The organism is Bacillus sp. 7884-1, from assembly GCF_002272245.1.
Classification (GTDB): domain Bacteria; phylum Bacillota; class Bacilli; order Bacillales; family Cytobacillaceae; genus Neobacillus.
On sequence record NZ_NPDD01000208.1, the window covers coordinates 20403 to 38863 of the forward strand.

An 18461-nucleotide genomic window follows, 5' to 3' on the forward strand; every position below is an offset into this window, starting at 1 on the left:
CTTCCCTCCATAGATGTTTCATGTTCTTAAAATGATTTTTAGGATTCCCATTATAATGTTTCGACCCTTATTCCCTTTTTAAAGGATTCAATGGCTGCGTACGCCAGTTTTAATGCCCTAACCCCACAACTTGCATGAACAGGCGGATGTTCTCCGTTTTTAAAAGCAGATAAAATAACTTCCATATGCTCGTCAAAGGTTTTATGGAAGTCACGATCATAATCATTAAAGTATCCCGCACGCCAAACCTCAGCGATTTCGTTCCCTGCTGTTTGGTAGGTAAATTCACGAACAGTATCCTTTATTAAAATCCTGCCCTTTGTACCGTTTATTTCTAAGTGGTGAGTACCAGAATACATATAGGAAGAATCGTAGGTTCCTAGAAAGCTTCCCACCGCACCATTCGAAAACTTTAAGGATAATGATAGTGTGCTATATCCCTTTCCTGTTTTATTTGTCATTTCTGCCATCACTGATTGAATGGGTCCACAAAGGTACTCGAGCATATCAAATCCATGACATTGTGTTTCAATTAGATTGGCAAATGGATGATCACTTATTCCTTCACCGCCAAAACGCCAGGAAGCAAAAATAATTTCTCCTAATTTTCCTTCGCTTATTGCTTTTTTTGCAAGTTTAACTGTACGTGCATAACGATGATTGAAATTAATGGCAAAAAACAAGTTCCGTTTTTCTGCTTCATTGATTAAGGTACGGGCTTCTTCCATTTTAAAAACAAGCGGTTTTTCCACAATTAAGGGATAACCCGCTTTAATCACCTTTAACGTTGGTTCAAAATGGTCTTGATTTGGCAGGCATAAACATACGATATCGGGCTTTTCTTTTTTTAGCATCTCTTCGATCGAAAGATAATAGTTTGTACCAAATTCATTGGCTCTTTCCCTTGTTTTTCCCAATGATCTTCCAACTATAGCGCAAAACTCAACATCACTTCGGTCACGTAAAATTCTTGCGTGCTGAAAACCCCAACCTCCTGCTCCTATCAGAGCAACCTTTACTTTTTTATGGTTCATTGCACAATGACCACTTTCCCCGTTTGACCTTTTAAGAAAAGATCGAAAGCCTCCTTGATTTTTCCTGCCTCAAATCGGTGGGTAATAATCGCGCTGAAATACTCAAAATGGCGATTTAATATGTCTAAATTCCTTTCAAGGTCACGAAAGGGGAAGTATTCACTTCCCAAAATCGCTCGTTCTGGATGAATTAGGTCTATTGAAACATCGATATGAAGTTCTTCGCCATGACCAACACAAATAAGAACCCCTTGCTGATCCAATACTTTTAATCCAGACTGACGTGCTGCTTTCTTTCCACTGGTATCAATCGACAAATCCACTGCCTTCACATCATTTTCCATAAAAAATTCATGAAGAGACTTCTTCTTTAGATTTAGAGGAATTCCGCCTAATATTTCCACGATCTCTAATCGATATTCTTCAAGGTCTGATACAAAAACAGGAATCTCTTTACCTATTAATATTTTCGCCATAGCCAAAACACCTAATCCTATAGGGCCAGCCCCCATGACAAACACGGATCGAATATCCGGATGTAAGATTCTACCTCGATCAATGGCATGGCCACCTGTTCCAATGATGTCTAAAAGCATCGTTGCCTCAGGAAAGGGAATATTTTTATCTATAGGAAAAAAAATATTTTCATTAATCAATTCATACGGTGCATAACCGCCGTCTTTATTAAATCCCATATCCCCTCTTTTATTACGACATTGGTTAGTAAATCCTTGTGAACACGAGCGGCAGGTACCACAAAAGTCCATAAGATAGATGACTCCCGGTGTGCCCATTGGGACTCTCGTATGTGTACCAGCTGCAACGACGACTCCTGCCGCTTCATGACCTGGAACAACAACAGCACCATTAATGAATTGACCTCTTTCTGAACCGCATATTGCATTGGCCTTTACTTGGATTAAAAGTTGTCCTGGTCCTGGCTTTGGAACTGAAATTTCTTCAAATTCGATAAATCCTCCGCCTTTAAAACGAGGTACTTTCATTGTTAAAGGAGTTGATACATTGTTCATTTGTTCCCCTCCAATTAGATTTTTACCTAGAAAATAAGCTTACTCCTGTAAGGCACTATAAATTTTAATATTTTATACCCACCACATGTCGCCGAGCTCATCTTTCGTTAACACGCTTTGAAGATTGGATACTGCTTTTTGAAATCCTTCTTCAATTGATATTAAACCATCCAAACATATTTACATTATTGGATCAATATAAGTATCCTTTGCGTGGAAGTGGTGAATCGCATTTTGTTTACCTTAGATTTTAATCACTGCCCCATTATAAAAGCTCTTAATAAAAATACGTTAAAAGCAAATCCCCCTCCTACATAGGGAACAATGACCCCCTAATAGGTATTAATTTTAATAGCGGATATGTGGAAGGGATTCGGAACCAATGTCATTTGGCTGCTAGCTAGAGCCGGAATGGTTAATCCTGGCCATTGTAAGAATTCAAGACCAGCTTTTTCTAAATAGAAATTTACACCACTAAACGGATTATAGATCCAAAACCAAATTTGGTCTGCAACAGTAACTATTATAATAGATGTCGAAAAATATGTAGCTTGATAGAGTGTTTGACCCTTATTAACCTTGCGCAGCATGTAAGCTAAGAAAAATGGAAGAATAATTGGAATCGTTATCCAAAATAAGGCCCATTTAGCATTGTTAATAAAGGCTGTCCAAACAAACAAATCGGCGAATGCTTCCACAAAGTTTGCTAATCCAATAAATTTTGGAGTATCTTATCCATTCCATTCAGTAAATGGCAAATATAATGACATCACGGCCGGAATCGATACAGCTAAAATATGAACCAAAAGGCCGGGTAAAATAAAAAATCATCCAAGCCATTTTTCTAAATTTAAACTTTTTTCTTTCCTTTGTCTCATTGATGATTACTTTTTTTATTACAGCCGTTTTAGAAATGTCTAACATACTCCCCCCCTTTTTAAAAATACTCTAGGTATCTATACTTATTGTCATAGATACCTAGAACTAAATTAATAGTTTTCTAGCTTATATAACGAACCATCTTTTGCATCTTTTTCCTTTAGTTTTTGTAATTTCTCCAGCCACTTTTCAACAGTTGTCTTCTTTAAATAAACACCAGCGAACTCGCTCTCCAATACTTCTACAACACTTGGGGATGCATAAGAGAATGAAAGATATCCAGATTTACCGTTTGCTGCTGCCTCATTAATCATATTTAAGGCTGTTTCAACATTAGGTTCAAAGTCCAAACCACTATAATCAGCTTCAATCGGTTCAGGAATACCATTTTTAGCCATTGCCACAACTACATCTTCATGGAAGAAATAGCTTAATAACTCCGCAACTTCATCCTTGTGTTTTGACTTTGCATTAATGGTTAATCCTGCCCCTACACCTAGAGGAATAACAGGTTCACCATCCGGACTCCAGCTAGGGAACGGTGCATATCCAACCTCAAAATCCGTTTCCAGACCTGCTGCCAAACTCCATGTACCATCAATTTTCATTGCGGATTTACCCGTAATAAATAATTTCGAAGCATCTTCAGTTGAAATAGCATGAGATTTTTTTTCTGTAACATATCCTTCATTCCAAAAATCTGAATACCGTTGGATTGCTTCTACCACTTCAGGATCCGTCCATTTTTTATCACCTGAATAAAGTTGTTTCGTACCTTCAGGACCTAAAACACTATTTACGATACTAGAAATCCACCAATTGTCACAACCTTCACAATCGGATGTTCCCCATGCAAAAGGAATCGTCCCCTTGCTTTCAATTTCCTTTGAAAGACTAACAACTTCATTATAATTAGTTGGAACTTCCCAGCCATTTTCTTCAAATAAGGTTTTGTTATATACAAGCATTAAGCCTTCATAGTTCCAAGGAATTCCGATGATTTTATTATCAAATTCATAAGCATTTTTTGACCATTGGAACATTTTTTCATCGTATTTATACTTTTCATAATAAGCGTCCATCGGTTCAATATAACCATGTTTATAGGATTCGGCAGCTTCAAATGGTCCTTGTAATAATAAATCAGGAGCTTCTCCAGCTGCTAATGCGGTCCCCATATCCTGTACAGATACCTCTTTAATTTTAATATCGGGATTATCCTTTTGATACAAGTCGTACATTACTCTCAAGGCAGAGCTTTCTTCACCCCAAATGTCTGCATTCGGTACTTTGAGAACATTTTCCTCTTCCTTTGATGCTTTATTGCTGCAGGCACCAAGCATTAAACTAGTTACTAAAGTTGTTGACAAAGCGATCAGTTTAAATTTTTTATTAAATTTCATAAATTGCCTCCCCCTTTAATTATGATTGATTTAAGAAAAGCAGCGGACTCAAGATACGATTTTTCCGGGTCTCCGGAAATCTCACACTCAATTGACATGAATCCCGAAAAACCAATCTTTTGCAAAGCTTTAAAGCCCGAATCAAAATCAATATGCCCTTGGCCAGGCATGAGGCGATTGCTATCGGCTAAATGCACGTGCCCGATGAGGTGATTTTCTTCCTCAATGCTTTTCGCGATATTTACTTCTTCCATACTCATGTGGAAGAAATCCGCTAGGACTTGTACAGATGAAAATCCACCCTGTTCTATTAATGATTTCGCCTGTTCTAACCGATTGATCATATGGTCTTCATAGCGATTCAGCGGTTCCAAAAATAAAATACTCCCAGCTTCTTTAGCCAAAACATTTATTTTTTCCAAAGAATCCAATAAGACTTCCCGATCTTCTTCTGCCGTTCTTGGAGGGGTGAACGGTGGAAGTTTTCTTGAAAATATTCCAAAGGCTGCTGGTGCAATGACCCCTGCTGCTCCAATTTCTGCGGTATAGCGCAAAATTTCACCGATGTCTGAGATGGCCATTTTTCTTCCCTCTTCCTCAAAGGCACCGATCCATCCTCTATAACCGCCGCAAATAGAACTAATGGGAACCCCGGTTGTATTAACTGCTTTCTTTATTTCTTCAAAACGGTTTATTAACACATCGCCGCCAATTTCAAGTCCTTCGAAACCAAGTTCTTTTACTTTTGACAGTTTTTCTTCAAAGCTTTCACCAAAAAAACTTCTGTCTTGAGTTGCTAATTTCATAGTATTCCCCCTAATTTACCCTTTTTGAAAGAGACTAAGATTTAAAATTTAACTCCAAGCTTAACACTCTTCTCTGGATGTTTATCGACATAGCTTTCGTATCCAATTGCTGATTCTTCTAAGGACACAACAGGATCAATAATTTCTTCACAATTAAGCGCCCCTACCGAAAGCATTTTCCAGCAAGTTTCTTCAATCCGTCTCCAACTCCAGCGCGGATAATCAGGGTTCGGCTCACTGCATGCTCTTGAAAATACAATTTTCGCATTATTAAAGTGAGCTTCTCTGCCAAGATCAAGGCCGCCTCTAAATGGTCTCGCCCAGCCAACATAGGCAATAGTTCCGCCGTACGCTAATCCTCTTAAAGCTTGCTGAAGGGCAAATTCGTTAGCACTTGTTTCAATGACAACATCAACACCCATTTTATTGGTCGCTTTCTTTAATTCAAGACCAACATCTTGATTGATTGGATCAAAAGCTTCATCAACTCCAGCCCGTAACGCCACTTCACGGCGCTTTTCAATTGGATCTACTACGGCTACATAACTTGCACCTGCTAGTTTTGCAAGCTGGGCTGCAAGTTGTCCAATCGCTCCTAATCCGATAATTGCCACACGGTCCCCTGCACGAACATGGGCATCCCGTATTCCACCTAAAGCAAACTGAGCTGGATCGAAGCAAACGGCACTTTTCCATGACATAGTTTCAGGCATTTTTAGCAAGTAAAAATTATTGATAGCGTTTACAATTTGTGTTTCTCTAACGCCGCCGTAACCGCAAACTCTTTCGCCTAATTGATAATCCTTAACATCTGAACCAACTTCCGTAATGACACCTACCCATTGATTCCCTAGATTCCAACTTCCGAAATCAACACCTTTTTGATCACTTTCTGGACGCGGTAAGAACGTATGCCATTCTTCATCGTAATACTCATTCATATGTGGGCTTTCCCCACGAAAACCAGCTAATTCTGAACCATGTTTAGGCGATGCAAACTCAACTTGTACTTTTACTTCATTTGGTTTTGCTTCACGATCCTCGTACTCTAAAATTTCTGCCTTGTGTGGCGCAACAGCAACTAATTGTTTTAACATCCTATTTCCTCCTCTTTAACATCCAAGTTGAAAGTATCTACCAATCTAGTATTTTATCGAGTTTTAGGAACTCGTTGTGAATCTGATCCAGGCTCCATGTCTTTAATAGCTGGCCAGCCATCCTTCCAAAGGATAGGATCAATCAGCAATGCTCGCCTCGGAGCACCACTTTCCATCCATGGATTTCCCTTCTCATAAGCATGGTAAACGATCCAATCGGTGCCAGCTTCATCTGTTATTACAGCATTATGTCCTGGTCCCACGAATTTACTTTTCTCTTTCCCTAGTAAAATGGTCGTGCCTCTGCTGTACATTAAATCCTTATCAATCTTATATACATATGGTCCTGTAATGGATTTAGATCGTCCCACCGCAACATTATAGGTACTATCTATTCCCTCACAGCATGAACCACTGGAAACAAATAAATAGTAATAACTATCCCGTTTAATGATAAAGGGTGCTTCAAACGCATTGCCCGCAATTTGGAAGGGCGTCCCTTTTACACTTAATCCATCCTTAGTTAGTTCTACACCATATATCCCATGGAAGCTCCCCCAGAATAAATATGGAATTCCCTCATCTACGTAAAACATTGGATCAATAGAGTTTGGGACTCCTATTTCTTCACTCGTGAATAATCTGCCGTGATCTTCAAAGGGACCTTCCGGTGACTTGGATGTGGCTACCCCAATTCCTGGGTTTGCATCTCCCCAAACAGACAGGGAGTAGTACAGATAATATTGATTTCGATAAAAAGTAACATGCGGTGCCCATAATCCCCCATCCTTCCAGGACGGTTTATTACTCTGTTTGAAACCATCACCAATATATTCCCAATCAACCATATTTTTTGATTTTACAATCGGGATAAATTTTGGACCCTTGCCATCATCCCACTCATCTTCCGTCCCGTAAGCATACATGTAACCATTTTCAGCTTTTATGATTGATGGATCGGCCAATACTGGTTCAAAAACTGGATTTATAAATGTTGTTTGAAAAAAATAATAATATCCACCTGCAAGTGAAATTATGCAGCAGAAGATTGTCAGGACTAAATTGTACTTTTTTCCCATTTCAATTTTTAATCCTAGCAGTCTCATCTGTGAGGGTAACCCAACACTTTTTCTCATGACTTTCCAGAATAGCATCTACAACTCTCATTATTCGATGCCCATCTTCTAAGCTCGCAAAATTACATTGCTCCCTGCTCAATCCACCTGAAATGACTGAATAAAAATCTATAAACAGATTCTTTAAAGCATCAGGCCATCCCTCATTGTGCCCACCTGGGTAGTGTGTATAGCTTGAAGCAATTGGATGAAGTAATGAAGGGTCTCTCAGCAGTTCTTTGTTGGCTTCCTCTCTGTTTCCAATCCACAGCTTATTCGCTTTCTCTTGATCCCAAGCCATAGATCCTTTTTCACCTGAAATTTCAAAGAACAACTTGTTTTTCCTTCCTCCACTTACTTGCGAAACGGTAAAAACGCCTATTGTACCTCCTTCAAAACGTACAAGAACATTACCAAAATCCTCTGTTTTAATTTCAACTAACGCTTTTTCACCAGATTGTGAACTAGTAAATGTGTTAGTTTCTTTTATTGGCTTTAATCTTGTTGAATGAAGCGTCTTCAAATCAGCTAATACTTCAATAATCTTTTTTCCTAGGACGTATTGAATAGTATCACACCAATGAGAACCGATGTCTGCGATGGCTCTAGATTTCCCATTCCGCACTGGCTCTAAGCGCCAATTAAAATCAGTGTTATAAAGCAGCCAATCTTGTAAATAACCTCCATAAACAAGATGTGTATTACCAAGTTCATTACGGTCGATCATTTCCTTGCAATGAAGCACCAATGGATAATGGCGGTAATTAAAACAAACACCGCTAACAGTATTTGATGCTCTTGCTAGCTCTGCAAGTTCCCTGGATTCATCACTGTTCATGGCTAAAGGCTTCTCTGACATTAGATGTTTAGAATGTAATAAAACCTTTTTATTTATCAAAAAGTGCATATGATTAGGTGTACAATTATGGACCACTTCAATTTCAGTGTCTCGAATGAGCTCATCCGCATTGAGAAATGGCTTTGGAATTCCATATTTAATTGCAGCTTCTTTTGATTTTTCAAAACTGCTCCCTGCAATCCCCACGATCTCAACAAGCGGTATTCTTTTTAATGCTTCTATTTGAGAACTTGCAGAAAAACCAGTACCTACGATCCCCACTTTGATTTTTTTGATATCGTCTACTTCCTTTTGACTATGAAGTCCTATGTAGTTTCACTTCATCTTTTATTTAAGGTCCTGAATTGTGAAGGAGAAATTCCCACATATGATTTAAACAATCTTGTAAACCCTGGGATACCCTGGAAGCCTAGAGAATGGGCAATTTCTGTAACAGATAACTGTGTTGATCGTAAAAGTTTTTTAGCCCGGTCTATTTTTAACTCTCGTTGCACTTGAATTGGGGATTTCCCGAAAAGCTCTTTAAAACGGTTACTTGATAAGTCATTTAATGATAAATCCTTTTCGGGATTTTTTATGAATTGAGTAAGCATACATAAAAAACATTCTGATTGGCTTTGTTGAAACAGGTCATTCTTTGAATTCATAATACTTTCTAATAATAAATAAAGCATTTCATGCGATTTCGCTTTTGTAAGAATGGTTTTAGATAAAAAATTGTCTTTTTCATTAATTTCCTTAAATTGCATGAAAACCCTTTCAAACTCTTCTGAATTTTTGAGATTGAAAGTAATAGGGAAATTAAACAATTTTAATACGTCAATTACATTTCCTAATTCATATGTAAAGTGACACCAGAGAAAGACAGTTTCCTCATCCGTTTCTTTATAGTGATCATGTTCAATATTAGGAGGAATAATAGCAACCGTACCAGGTTTGATTTTATAAACATCTTCTCCTACTCTTAATATAGCCTCTCCTATCTTGTGATAAGACATCACATAGAATGGAAGACTCCTATTGAAGGTTTTCATTTCATTCCTAATATGTAAATCAAATTCGACAATTGATAATTCTGCACTTTGTAAAAGACGATCAATTTGTTCGTGCACTTAATGTATCCCCTCCCCTAATCTGTGTCATATTGTTCAAGCAACCTTTACAAATGAAAACGCTTACAAAATCAATTTTATAACAATATTCAGAAAATTCATATGACTTTTTTAAATTGTTATTTATCACTTTTACAGGTCTAAGTGAGTGTAAAAAATATACGTAAACATGTATAACGTCCGATAATCGCCCTAGAACACAATCAGATTTTCAGACTAATATAAATTGGATTTTCGGTCCATAAGATACGTGAATACTCCACTTAACTACTTCCTAGTAATTCATTTCAATTTACATCTCTACTATGAGATAGAAAAAAACTCAACTTTATTCGTTAAAAGTAACTTGTACCAATAAAAAAAGCCTCATATCGAGGCTAATCATTTTACTGGTAAAAACCTATTGAAGGGATACTAAAGTCATTAATGTACCCCTTTTTCCTTCGAGTGTTAGTGTTGCTTTCTTTCCTTGATTTTTAAATAATTCATTCATCATGTTGCCCGATGCTTTTGCAGCATATGTGGTACCATCAGACGTGATAAAACGAAAAGTTCCTTTATCTTCCACCCCTGCTAATATAGCTGTTATTTTAATTTGATTTATAGTAGGTATAGAAGTCGAAGGGATCTTGATAATTTGTCCAATTTTCATCTTTGATGAGTCAACTCCTGGATTTAGTTCTTGAATGAGTGAAATAGAGATACCTAATTTTTTACCGATTTTTGTAAAAGTATCACCGCTCATAATCACATAGGTGCTTGTGTTATTCAGCGTATCATTGTTTGTTTTGTTTGGTTCATGAATCGTTAAATAGTTTTCACTAACAAACCCTGTTTTGCCGTTGAAATGAATCTTCGCCCAACCATTACTAGTGGATATCACAGACACACGATCGTTTAATTTTAACGAGCCAATGACAGCACTTCTCGTAGAACCTGCTTCTCTAACTCGCAACGATGTTGCCGTCACATACATGGATTTATTAGTTGTTATTGATTCAGCTGCTTGTTTTGTTGTAAGATAATCCGCACTCACAAAACAAACTCTTCCTTTAATCAAAATACCAGCCCATCCGTTTTCTTCGAATACAACCTTAACTACATCGCCTTTTTTATATTTTCCTATAATACTACTTTCAGTGTTTGGCTTGGATCGAACATTTAGTATCGTGGCGGTAACCATTCGATCTTGTACTTTTGGTAATAGAATTTTCTGTCCGTCAATGGAAGATAGCCCATTGGCATTTAATATTTCTTCTGGTGTTACACCGTGTTTCGCAGCAATATCTTCAATTTTTTCACCGCTTCTTACCTGGTATGTATATTCTTCAATTAATGCAGCATTCGTAGTGATGGAAGAAAAGCCAAGAATCACGGTAAAAATACCGGTCACTACTAGTCTTTTTAGTGGATTTTTTTGAATCCAATGGCTAACCTGTGAAATATATGTATTCCAATTTGCTTAGAATATCTTTCAGGAATCCATTCACATCTAAGACATTCCGAATATCAAAATGATTTACGCTTTTATAATATTCACGTTTTTAAATCCTTGAGGTGAATACTGGTATACCTTTTGTTTGCTTGCTTTTTCCGTGCATTTCTTTCCTGCTTAGCGTCAATTCACCATTATAAAATAATTTCTTTAGTCAAAATAACCCCTTCTCCTATTCACTCTTGTTAATGTAATTAGTTCACCATCAATTTCAATTTATTACAATTACATTTCAATTATTTCATTCCGAGATATTATTCGATTTCCTGTAAGGTTTTTTGTCCATTTTTGTCAAAAATAGTTTAAAATTGATTATTATGGGCCAATTACCATATTGAGTATTGGGAATATCCTATGACCGAGAATAAATCTATCCGAGGCATCAATAAAGAAATTCAGCTTACAAGTGGTAAGTAAGCAGGGGCTTGTATGGTTTCCCCTTTTTTGGTTTATTTTACCTGCATTTTAACAGAAAAAAAGAGTTGTATCGAAGAGATCACAACTCATTATTGATTCGCTATTATCGTAACTAATTTGTCTTCTATTTTCTTTCCTTTGGCTTCATCCAATAGATTATTTAACATTATAGAGAATATCAAAGTTTGTCCACTCTTCGTTGTAACATAACCTGAAATCGTGCTGACGGTAGAGATAGTTCCAGTTTTCGCGACTACCTTTCCTTTTACATCAGGACCTTTCATCCGATTTCGTAGTGTGCCTCCAGCCATTTTTTCACTTTCACCTGCGACTGGTAGTGAATGAAGAAAAGCAGGGAACCACTTTTGCTGCTGAACTGTATATAACAATTGAGAAAGTTGAGAAGCCGGGACTAAATTAATATGCGATATTCCAGAGCCATCCCTTAGCACCAAAGTTTTCGTATTGATTCCGAATTTAGGTAACTCCGCTTCTATAACCTCTAAGCCCTTTTCCCAGCTGCCTTCCGCTTTTACCACTTTACCCATTTCTTTAATCAAGGTTTCTGCGTGACCGTTGTTGCTTAGTTTCATAAACGGGACGAGTAGCTCAGAAAGCTTTATAGAGCTATGAGTATGTAGTATCCTTGAGGTTTCTGGTGTTAATCCTGTTTTAATTTTTCCCGAGACTTGAATTCCTTGTTCTGCTAGTGATTGTTTAAAAAGCTCTAAAGCATATTTGGTTGGTTCCCAGACACCAATAAATTCCTTTTCAGGCTTGGATTTGACCGGTAATGTGCCTGATATCGTAATAGTGTTTTTAGCGTGTTCTCGTTCAAAAGTAAGTTTCTTTTTTCCATCTTCCGGCACGGTTTCAATTTGATTGATGATATTTACAAAGTCAGTATTGGGAGTAACAGTTACGTCCGCCTTATCACCTTTATTGTTGCCTGGTTTCACTTCAAGCAAAATCGAACCAGAATCATAGTCTTTGGTTGGCGAAGCGGTTAATGCGGAGATTTGCGCACCGTAGTATGTTTGTTCATCACTCCACGGTAAATCCTCCGAATAGCGGACATCATCATACCAAGTATCATCGCCAATTAAATTGCCGGTGATCTTTTTTATGCCTAGTTTCTTTATTTCCGTAGCCATTTTGTCGAAATCTTTTTTTAGTAATGTTGGGTCACCCTTTCCTTTTAAATAAAGATTCCCTTGAAGCGTTTTCTTTTTTACTGTACCGTCAACGAGTACCTCCGTTTTAAAGGTATAGTCTTCCCCTAATACAGATAACGCTACCGCAGCTGTTAAAAGTTTCAAATTCGAAGCAGGTCGCAGGCGGACATCTCCTAAATGATTGTAAATGACTTCACCGGTTGTGGCCGACCGTATGCTGACTCCAGCAATTGCCCCTTGTAAATGCGGTTCTTCATTTAATAGCTGATTTAACTGCTGGGTTAGATTATCATCTGCCAATACTGGATGTGTTTGTGGTAATAATGCACCTAAAAAAATAATAAAAATGATTAAATTCAATCTTTTCAGCAAAATCCATTTCCAACTTTCTCTTTTTCATAAAGTCTTTCCTAAAAAACAAACTTTCTTCCTTTTTTGGGGAAAAAACTTATATTATAAACTAAATTTTTTTCGTGAAATTAAATATATCAGCGATGCTGGACCATATATCAGCGTTAAATCAAATATATCCGCGATAAAACATTTATATCAGCGTTAATCCAAGCATATCCGCGATGCCACCCAAAAGACCATTGACCTTATTTCATAACTTCAATTTTTTACGCAAATAAGCCCAATTCTGCGGCGCCGGCAGGCTTATCTGCCAATAAGTCGTCCCAGACAATTGGTAAACATCCATCAACCGATATTTTTCTATGAAGCTTCGAATATCCTCAAACCAAACGACCTGTTCTACCCTCGCACTCCAATGCCGATACCATGGGGACATGGATCGCTGGTCAAATTGAATTGGCGATCCTGTTGAAATAGCTTGATTTTGAGCAGAAACAACAGACATCGCACGTGTAGCGTTCGTCCCAACCACCTTGTCATAGCCATAAAGCGACATTGCAATTTGTAGTTTACGAGGATTGATTTGAGTGATGGAGTATTGAACGACCTGCTCAATCCACCATATCGGTGCAATTGGATCCGGCGGACCACCTGGATATCCATAATCAATCGTCATCACCGCAACTATGTCCGCTATGCTCCCGATGGCGGCATAATCATATGCCCCAATAATTCGATTCGTTGGAATATCCGCTGTTTTCGCATGCACATTTACATGCAGGATCAATTCTCCCAATGCATTCTTTAATTCTCTTAAAAATAGATTGAAATCATTGCGCTGAGGAGGTGGAATAAATTCAAAGTCAATCGATACCCCGCCAAATCCCCTTTGTCTAGTTAAATTCACAATACTAAGAACCAAATTCCTGCGGTAAACTGCATTAGCTAGGACATGACCTGCTAACTCCGCACTAAAATCAACTCCAGTAAAATTACGGATCATCAATAATGGCGTAATTTTCAATTGTTTACTCTTTGCTACAATCGATGAATCCTCTATTTCGTTATAGGCATAACCCTCTGCAGTAAATGAATACGCCACAACCGCTAAATAGGTTAATTGTCCGGCTAGTGAATCTAATATCGAAAGAACATCACTCCCACCTGATGGCACAAGAAACCCCAAGGTCGCGATTTCTAATTTTACCGGTGAGGGAATGTTGATAGTTTGACCAATAAAAAGCTGGTTCGGATCTACCCCAGGATTTGCCCCTAAAATCGATGAAATATCAGTATTAAATCTCTGGGCTAATTCCCAAAATTGGTCGCCTGGTTTTATTTTATAGGAGCGGATAGGCAGTTGGTTGTCCGGAATATACAAGGCGAGGCCAGGTACGAGAGAACTAGTAGATGGCAATCCATTTAACTCAAGAATGGTTTGCATGGATACTCCGTACCTATTGGAAATTGCCCACAAATTTTCTCCCGTACTCACCACATGAACACCCATACTCTCACACCCCTTTACCATCATCATATGGTGATTTCCCTTGTAATATTGCTCTTTGCATAAAAAAACGAACTGGAATAAACCAGTCCGTTTGTCCTGCCTATAATCGTGGATCGATGGGTTCTGCCTCCAAAGCCAGTATTCCTAACACACATTCATGAACACGTTCCAATGACTCTCTCTTTACAAATCGATTAACCGCCTCGACCCCGAGGGAAAATTCCTTTAAAGCATTACGCTGTTTCTTACCTACATTGCGTTTCTTTAATCGAGATAAATTTTCAGGAAGCAGATAATCAATTCCATAGATGATATGCAAATACTTGCGGCCCCTCACTTTTATCGCTGGCTGCAGTAGTTTTCCTTTATGGCGTGTAATATACGATTCGGGTTTAACAACAAATCCTTCATTTCCATCCTCGGTCATTTCCTCCCACCATTTAATGGCCTCTTTCATAGTTGCTTCATCGTTTACAACCCGGTATTCTGTTTCCAAAAACAAACCAGAAATCCCGCTAAATTCTTTATTTTTCTCCATATGCCAAGTGTGTGGCTTGTCAAAGAATGTTTCCGAGCTGTGAGCCAGCGTGTGAAAAGGTGCGATTTGAATTCCTTCCAGACCATTTGTTTCCCAGCAGTATTTCTGATAAACTCCATTAAAGACTTTAGCATTTTCTATCCCAAAATCCACTTCCTGAACCCAGTTCAGCACATCTTTGCCACTGGCAATTGCCTTTTGAAGTGAATCTTTCAACTTTGTGCGGTCAAGTAATGCCATTTCCCCAACATGCGCATATTGGTTTAAAACCAAATCCTTCGCCTTTAAATTCCACGGCAGAATCTCAGCATCGAGGATCACAAACTCTGTGTTGTGCCTTTCAAAATAACCATTTTTCACTAAATCCTCATTTAAGCTGCTGATTACTTGTTCTTGCAATTCTTTTTGAAAAAACGCTCTTCCTGTCCGGGAATAAATGGTGCCTAATGTTTCCCTGCCTATATACTCTTTGGCAATTTCTTTATTTTTAAATAAAACCAAAATGCCTCTGCTTCCCATATGTTTCTTCTTCACGACCAAGGTTTCAACGCCATTGGCTTGATAATATTCAAATGCCTCCATTGGGTGCTCTAGGTACCCTTCTAAACGGGAAGGTTTTGGCGTCGGACTCATCGTTGGTGGAAGATAGACGATATCCTCAAGTGGCAGAGTGTAATGAGATACATCATCCAAAGCGGGTTTCACGCCATCGTCATAAATCATGATCTCGCCGTAATGTTCCGTTAACACGGAATAACCTTCTAGGAATTTCATAATATTCGGAGGAGCCAGCCTTTTGAGTTCCCATTCCTTCAATGGATTGTCGGGTACATTCGCATAGTCCTGTTTCGCCTTGACCGAAACAAATTGTCTTTCTGGATAACGATAAGCGGTTAAACTTCCTCCAAACACAACACCTTGGTCAATGTTTAGTGTGTTGTTAACCAGTAAGGGCTGTGGCTTTGGATCGTGTCCCCAAAGAATGAGTTCACTAGATTTATGAGAAATGGACCAATCTTTTCGAATCGGCTTTCCGTGTTCATCCAGCCCTTCACTATCACCATACCTGCAAAAATCAGAAATACGTGCTGTCTGTTTTCCGATATAGTGATCTTTTATGCCTGCATGAGCGGCTACAACTGCGTTAACCCCATTTTTTCGAACAATATAATGGGATTTTGCTTCTAAAAGTAACTCTTTTACCTGCCCCTTTAACTTTTCTGCTGCTTCACTGCCATTTTTACGTTCATATTCCTCAAATTCAGCGGCAACATTTTCATCACCATGAGCCATCGTTACATTTTTACCATCGAGCCAGCGGGCAATTTTCCAGCCGTGGTTGCTGTCAATCATATAGGCATGTCCGACTTCTACATGCTTTTGAAAAAATTGCAGTGTTTCAATTGATTTAGGTCCCCTGCTCAGCACATCACCAAGTGAAAGAATTTTCCTTCCTTCTGGATGGATGTAATATCCTTCGTCGTTTTCTTGATACCCAAGCTTCAATAGCATTTCAATAAATTCATCAAAGCAGCCATGAATATCACCGATAAAATCAATTCCGTATCCTACATCGATATAAAGCGGGTTTTCAAGACGGTTTATGTTAAGTACTTGAAGTTCGTCTTCGCCAAGCATATAGACACGAAGATATGGTTTCTTTTTAATAAACCTAAGCACATTTTTAAAATGTTGATACTGCTGCTTGATTCGGTTTCTTCCCCGAGGGAAAGCCCGTTCACTATCTCGTCTTAGTAATTCCGTTTCTGATATATTCAAGACCATCGCGATAACAGGTACGTGATATTTCTTGCCCATTTGCAGGTATTTGTCATGCTCTTCCTCGCGTAAATGGGTGGCATCGATGAACGTTAATTTATTGAGTTTGCAGCGTTTTGCAATGATATAATCCATGGCGTCAAACGCTGCTCCAGATATTTGCTGATATTCGTTAAACAGTGCGTCACTTTCGTCTTTCGGACGCCCGTTCCAGCTAATAAATTCAATATCACTGACAAGTACTCGGAATTGATCGGAACTGACCACTTCAGAAGCAAGAATTTGTTCTTCTTGTATTAATTGATTTAATAAGGTTGTTTTTCCGGTATTAGAGGGTCCGACAAGCAGGACGATTCCTCCGTGCGGTAAATGGATCGTTGTCATTACCCCTCCTCCCTTCTGAATATGGCCATTTGCGTTGGATGACCATATGTTGGATGCTCTTCGCCAATCCCTTGTATGATGACCTGATAGGGATAGTTTTGGGTCCATGCTTCGACATTTTGAGTAAATTGTTTTCTTGTCCATTCAAAACGGTGATCATCATGACGCATTTCATCATCCATTTCATAAAGAACGTTATATTCCTGGTTTGGTGTTGTCACAATTAATGTCTTCGGACGGTAATCATTTAAGATGGTATCAAATATTTTAGGAAGCCTGCCCTCATCAATATGTTCAATGACTTCACATAAAACGATAACATCTTTATTTTGCAATCGGCTATCAAAATAATATAGTGACCCCGGTAAAGACTTCGCTTCAATATACCCTTTTTTGACATTCACCTGCTCAAAGCGCTCGATGGCCCGTATTCGAGATTTGTTCGAAGGCTCAATCGACAGAATCTCTTTAACACCTTCTAAAAAGCCCAATTGTACCGAGAGTCTTCCTTCTCCCGCACCAAGGTCTACTATCGATTCCTTGTGTGGCAGAGAACGAATAAAGTTTAGGATTGCTTCATAACGAAGGTCATTCAAGCGAACCCTCGGACTGTCATCCTGGCTGCGATTTTGTTGTTTCTTTTCATAGAATTTAGATTGAGATATTAACGCATTAAAGCGGAGTGCCCTTTTTACAATCATTTGCTTTAAAGGATGGTCTTCCAACCAGCCTTCTCCGTAACGATCCAGCTTTTCAACCTCTCTTTCATCTAAAAAATAATGCTTGTAATTATCGATGACCGGAATAAGAATGGAAACATGCTTTAAAGCATTTTGAACAGTTTGATTGCCGGATATCGTTACAAATCGTGCAGAGCTTTTTTTTCGAATGGTACTATCTCCACGCTCAATTTCCACTCTGTAGCCAATGGGTTCAAATAACAGGGCAATCTCCTGATCCCTCAAATCGGTGGCAACCGGTCCAAATGCGAGCGTTAATTCAAAAGGATGGTCCACCCATTGCAAATACGCTTCATCAGGTTTCCCATTTAAAGCGGTACCTAACGCCTTACGGATGGTAGTGATAAATAAGCTACTGACAGCAAACTCGCGATCATTTATGTAATGGGTAATATCAAATAAATCGGATGAGTTTCGCACTAAATCTATCGGGTCAGGCTTTACATAGATAACAAATTGCACTTCTTCTTTTGTGAAAATAGGATATACAAGGCGAACCTTGAAGCCTTTCTCATTACGTTCATACGGATTATTAGGGTTTTTCGCGATTAAGTACGAGACCATATCCGCACCAGGTCCTCTTACGTTTAATGATAGCTGCATACTATGCACTTCACTTTCTTCTGAAGTATTTTTCCATTACTATTATGATTACATAAAAATGGATATTTTAGAAATAAATGTTGATAAAATTTAAAAGGACGTAACGGAATTCGTTACGTCCTCTCTTGAA

At 38.4% G+C, this 18461-nt stretch carries 15 protein-coding genes; all 15 read right to left on the bottom strand.

Annotated elements, in window-relative coordinates; all coding sequences use genetic code 11:
- Positions 1–50 precede the first annotated feature (50 nt).
- On the bottom strand, positions 51–1034 hold the full coding sequence (locus CHI06_RS22960; protein ID WP_095250892.1) for a Gfo/Idh/MocA family protein: 984 nt from the start codon (positions 1032–1034) through the stop codon (positions 51–53).
- Positions 1031–2065, bottom strand: coding sequence for an alcohol dehydrogenase catalytic domain-containing protein (locus CHI06_RS22965; protein WP_095250893.1), 1035 nt, complete (start codon positions 2063–2065; stop codon positions 1031–1033). Before CHI06_RS22965 ends, CHI06_RS22960 begins: the two co-directional genes overlap by 4 nt.
- Positions 2066–2397: 332 nt before the next feature.
- Positions 2398–2763 (bottom strand): sugar ABC transporter permease, encoded by a 366-nt coding sequence (locus CHI06_RS22970; protein WP_142301007.1) that lies wholly within the window; start codon positions 2761–2763, stop codon positions 2398–2400.
- 46 nt (positions 2764–2809) lie between these two features.
- Entirely contained in the window at positions 2810–2989 is a 180-nt protein-coding gene (locus CHI06_RS22975; protein WP_095250895.1) for a hypothetical protein, read from the bottom strand.
- 65 nt (positions 2990–3054) lie between these two features.
- Positions 3055–4347, bottom strand: a complete 1293-nt coding sequence (locus CHI06_RS22980; RefSeq protein ID WP_095250896.1) for an ABC transporter substrate-binding protein — start codon at positions 4345–4347, stop codon at positions 3055–3057.
- The gene (locus CHI06_RS22985) at positions 4344–5153 is read right to left on the bottom strand and encodes a sugar phosphate isomerase/epimerase family protein (RefSeq protein WP_095250897.1); all 810 of its coding nucleotides are present in this window, start codon (positions 5151–5153) and stop codon (positions 4344–4346) included. The genes CHI06_RS22980 and CHI06_RS22985 overlap by 4 nt, the downstream gene beginning before the upstream one ends.
- A 41-nt stretch (positions 5154–5194) precedes the next feature.
- Positions 5195–6250 carry a zinc-dependent alcohol dehydrogenase gene (locus CHI06_RS22990; RefSeq protein ID WP_095250898.1) on the bottom strand — a complete coding sequence of 352 codons (1056 nt, stop codon included), beginning with the start codon at positions 6248–6250 and terminating at the stop codon, positions 5195–5197.
- A 53-nt stretch (positions 6251–6303) separates the two neighbouring features.
- A complete protein-coding gene (locus CHI06_RS22995) occupies positions 6304–7404 on the bottom strand; it encodes a family 43 glycosylhydrolase (RefSeq protein ID WP_257009419.1) in 1101 nt (366 codons plus the stop codon).
- Positions 7331–8500, bottom strand: a complete 1170-nt coding sequence (locus CHI06_RS23000) for a Gfo/Idh/MocA family protein (RefSeq protein WP_095250899.1) — start codon at positions 8498–8500, stop codon at positions 7331–7333. Before CHI06_RS23000 ends, CHI06_RS22995 begins: the two co-directional genes overlap by 74 nt.
- A gap of 44 nt (positions 8501–8544) precedes the next feature.
- On the bottom strand, positions 8545–9336 hold the full coding sequence (locus CHI06_RS23005) for an AraC family transcriptional regulator (protein ID WP_095250900.1): 792 nt from the start codon (positions 9334–9336) through the stop codon (positions 8545–8547).
- 400 nt (positions 9337–9736) lie between these two features.
- Positions 9737–10729, bottom strand: coding sequence for an SH3 domain-containing protein (locus tag CHI06_RS23010; RefSeq protein ID WP_095250901.1), 993 nt, complete (start codon positions 10727–10729; stop codon positions 9737–9739).
- 608 nt (positions 10730–11337) lie between these two features.
- Positions 11338–12795 carry a D-alanyl-D-alanine carboxypeptidase/D-alanyl-D-alanine endopeptidase gene (dacB, locus tag CHI06_RS23015; protein ID WP_095250902.1) on the bottom strand — a complete coding sequence of 486 codons (1458 nt, stop codon included), beginning with the start codon at positions 12793–12795 and terminating at the stop codon, positions 11338–11340.
- Positions 12796–13027: 232 nt separating this feature from the next.
- Entirely contained in the window at positions 13028–14314 is a 1287-nt protein-coding gene (locus CHI06_RS23020; protein ID WP_306453841.1) for a LysM peptidoglycan-binding domain-containing protein, read from the bottom strand.
- A 73-nt stretch (positions 14315–14387) separates the two neighbouring features.
- Complete coding sequence (locus tag CHI06_RS23025; RefSeq protein WP_095250904.1) at positions 14388–16988, bottom strand: polynucleotide kinase-phosphatase; 2601 nt, start codon at positions 16986–16988, stop codon at positions 14388–14390.
- Complete coding sequence (locus CHI06_RS23030) at positions 16988–18331, bottom strand: 3' terminal RNA ribose 2'-O-methyltransferase Hen1 (RefSeq protein ID WP_095250905.1); 1344 nt, start codon at positions 18329–18331, stop codon at positions 16988–16990. The genes CHI06_RS23025 and CHI06_RS23030 overlap by 1 nt, the downstream gene beginning before the upstream one ends.
- Between the last annotated feature and the right edge of the window lie 130 nt (positions 18332–18461).

Excerpts from the sequence above, each read along its gene's own strand:
- CHI06_RS22960 (WP_095250892.1), bottom strand. The coding sequence starts at position 1,034 with ATGAACCATAAAAAAGTAAAGGTTGCTCTGATAGGAGCAGGAGGTTGG.
- CHI06_RS22965 (WP_095250893.1), bottom strand. The coding sequence starts at position 2,065 with ATGAACAATGTATCAACTCCTTTAACAATGAAAGTACCTCGTTTTAAA.
- CHI06_RS22975 (WP_095250895.1), bottom strand. The coding sequence starts at position 2,989 with ATGTTAGACATTTCTAAAACGGCTGTAATAAAAAAAGTAATCATCAAT.
- CHI06_RS22980 (WP_095250896.1), bottom strand. The coding sequence starts at position 4,347 with ATGAAATTTAATAAAAAATTTAAACTGATCGCTTTGTCAACAACTTTA.
- CHI06_RS22985 (WP_095250897.1), bottom strand. The coding sequence starts at position 5,153 with ATGAAATTAGCAACTCAAGACAGAAGTTTTTTTGGTGAAAGCTTTGAA.
- CHI06_RS22990 (WP_095250898.1), bottom strand. The coding sequence starts at position 6,250 with ATGTTAAAACAATTAGTTGCTGTTGCGCCACACAAGGCAGAAATTTTA.
- CHI06_RS22995 (WP_257009419.1), bottom strand. The coding sequence starts at position 7,404 with ATGCTATTCTGGAAAGTCATGAGAAAAAGTGTTGGGTTACCCTCACAG.
- CHI06_RS23020 (WP_306453841.1), bottom strand. The coding sequence starts at position 14,314 with ATGATGATGGTAAAGGGGTGTGAGAGTATGGGTGTTCATGTGGTGAGT.
- CHI06_RS23025 (WP_095250904.1), bottom strand. The coding sequence starts at position 16,988 with ATGACAACGATCCATTTACCGCACGGAGGAATCGTCCTGCTTGTCGGA.
- CHI06_RS23030 (WP_095250905.1), bottom strand. The coding sequence starts at position 18,331 with ATGCAGCTATCATTAAACGTAAGAGGACCTGGTGCGGATATGGTCTCG.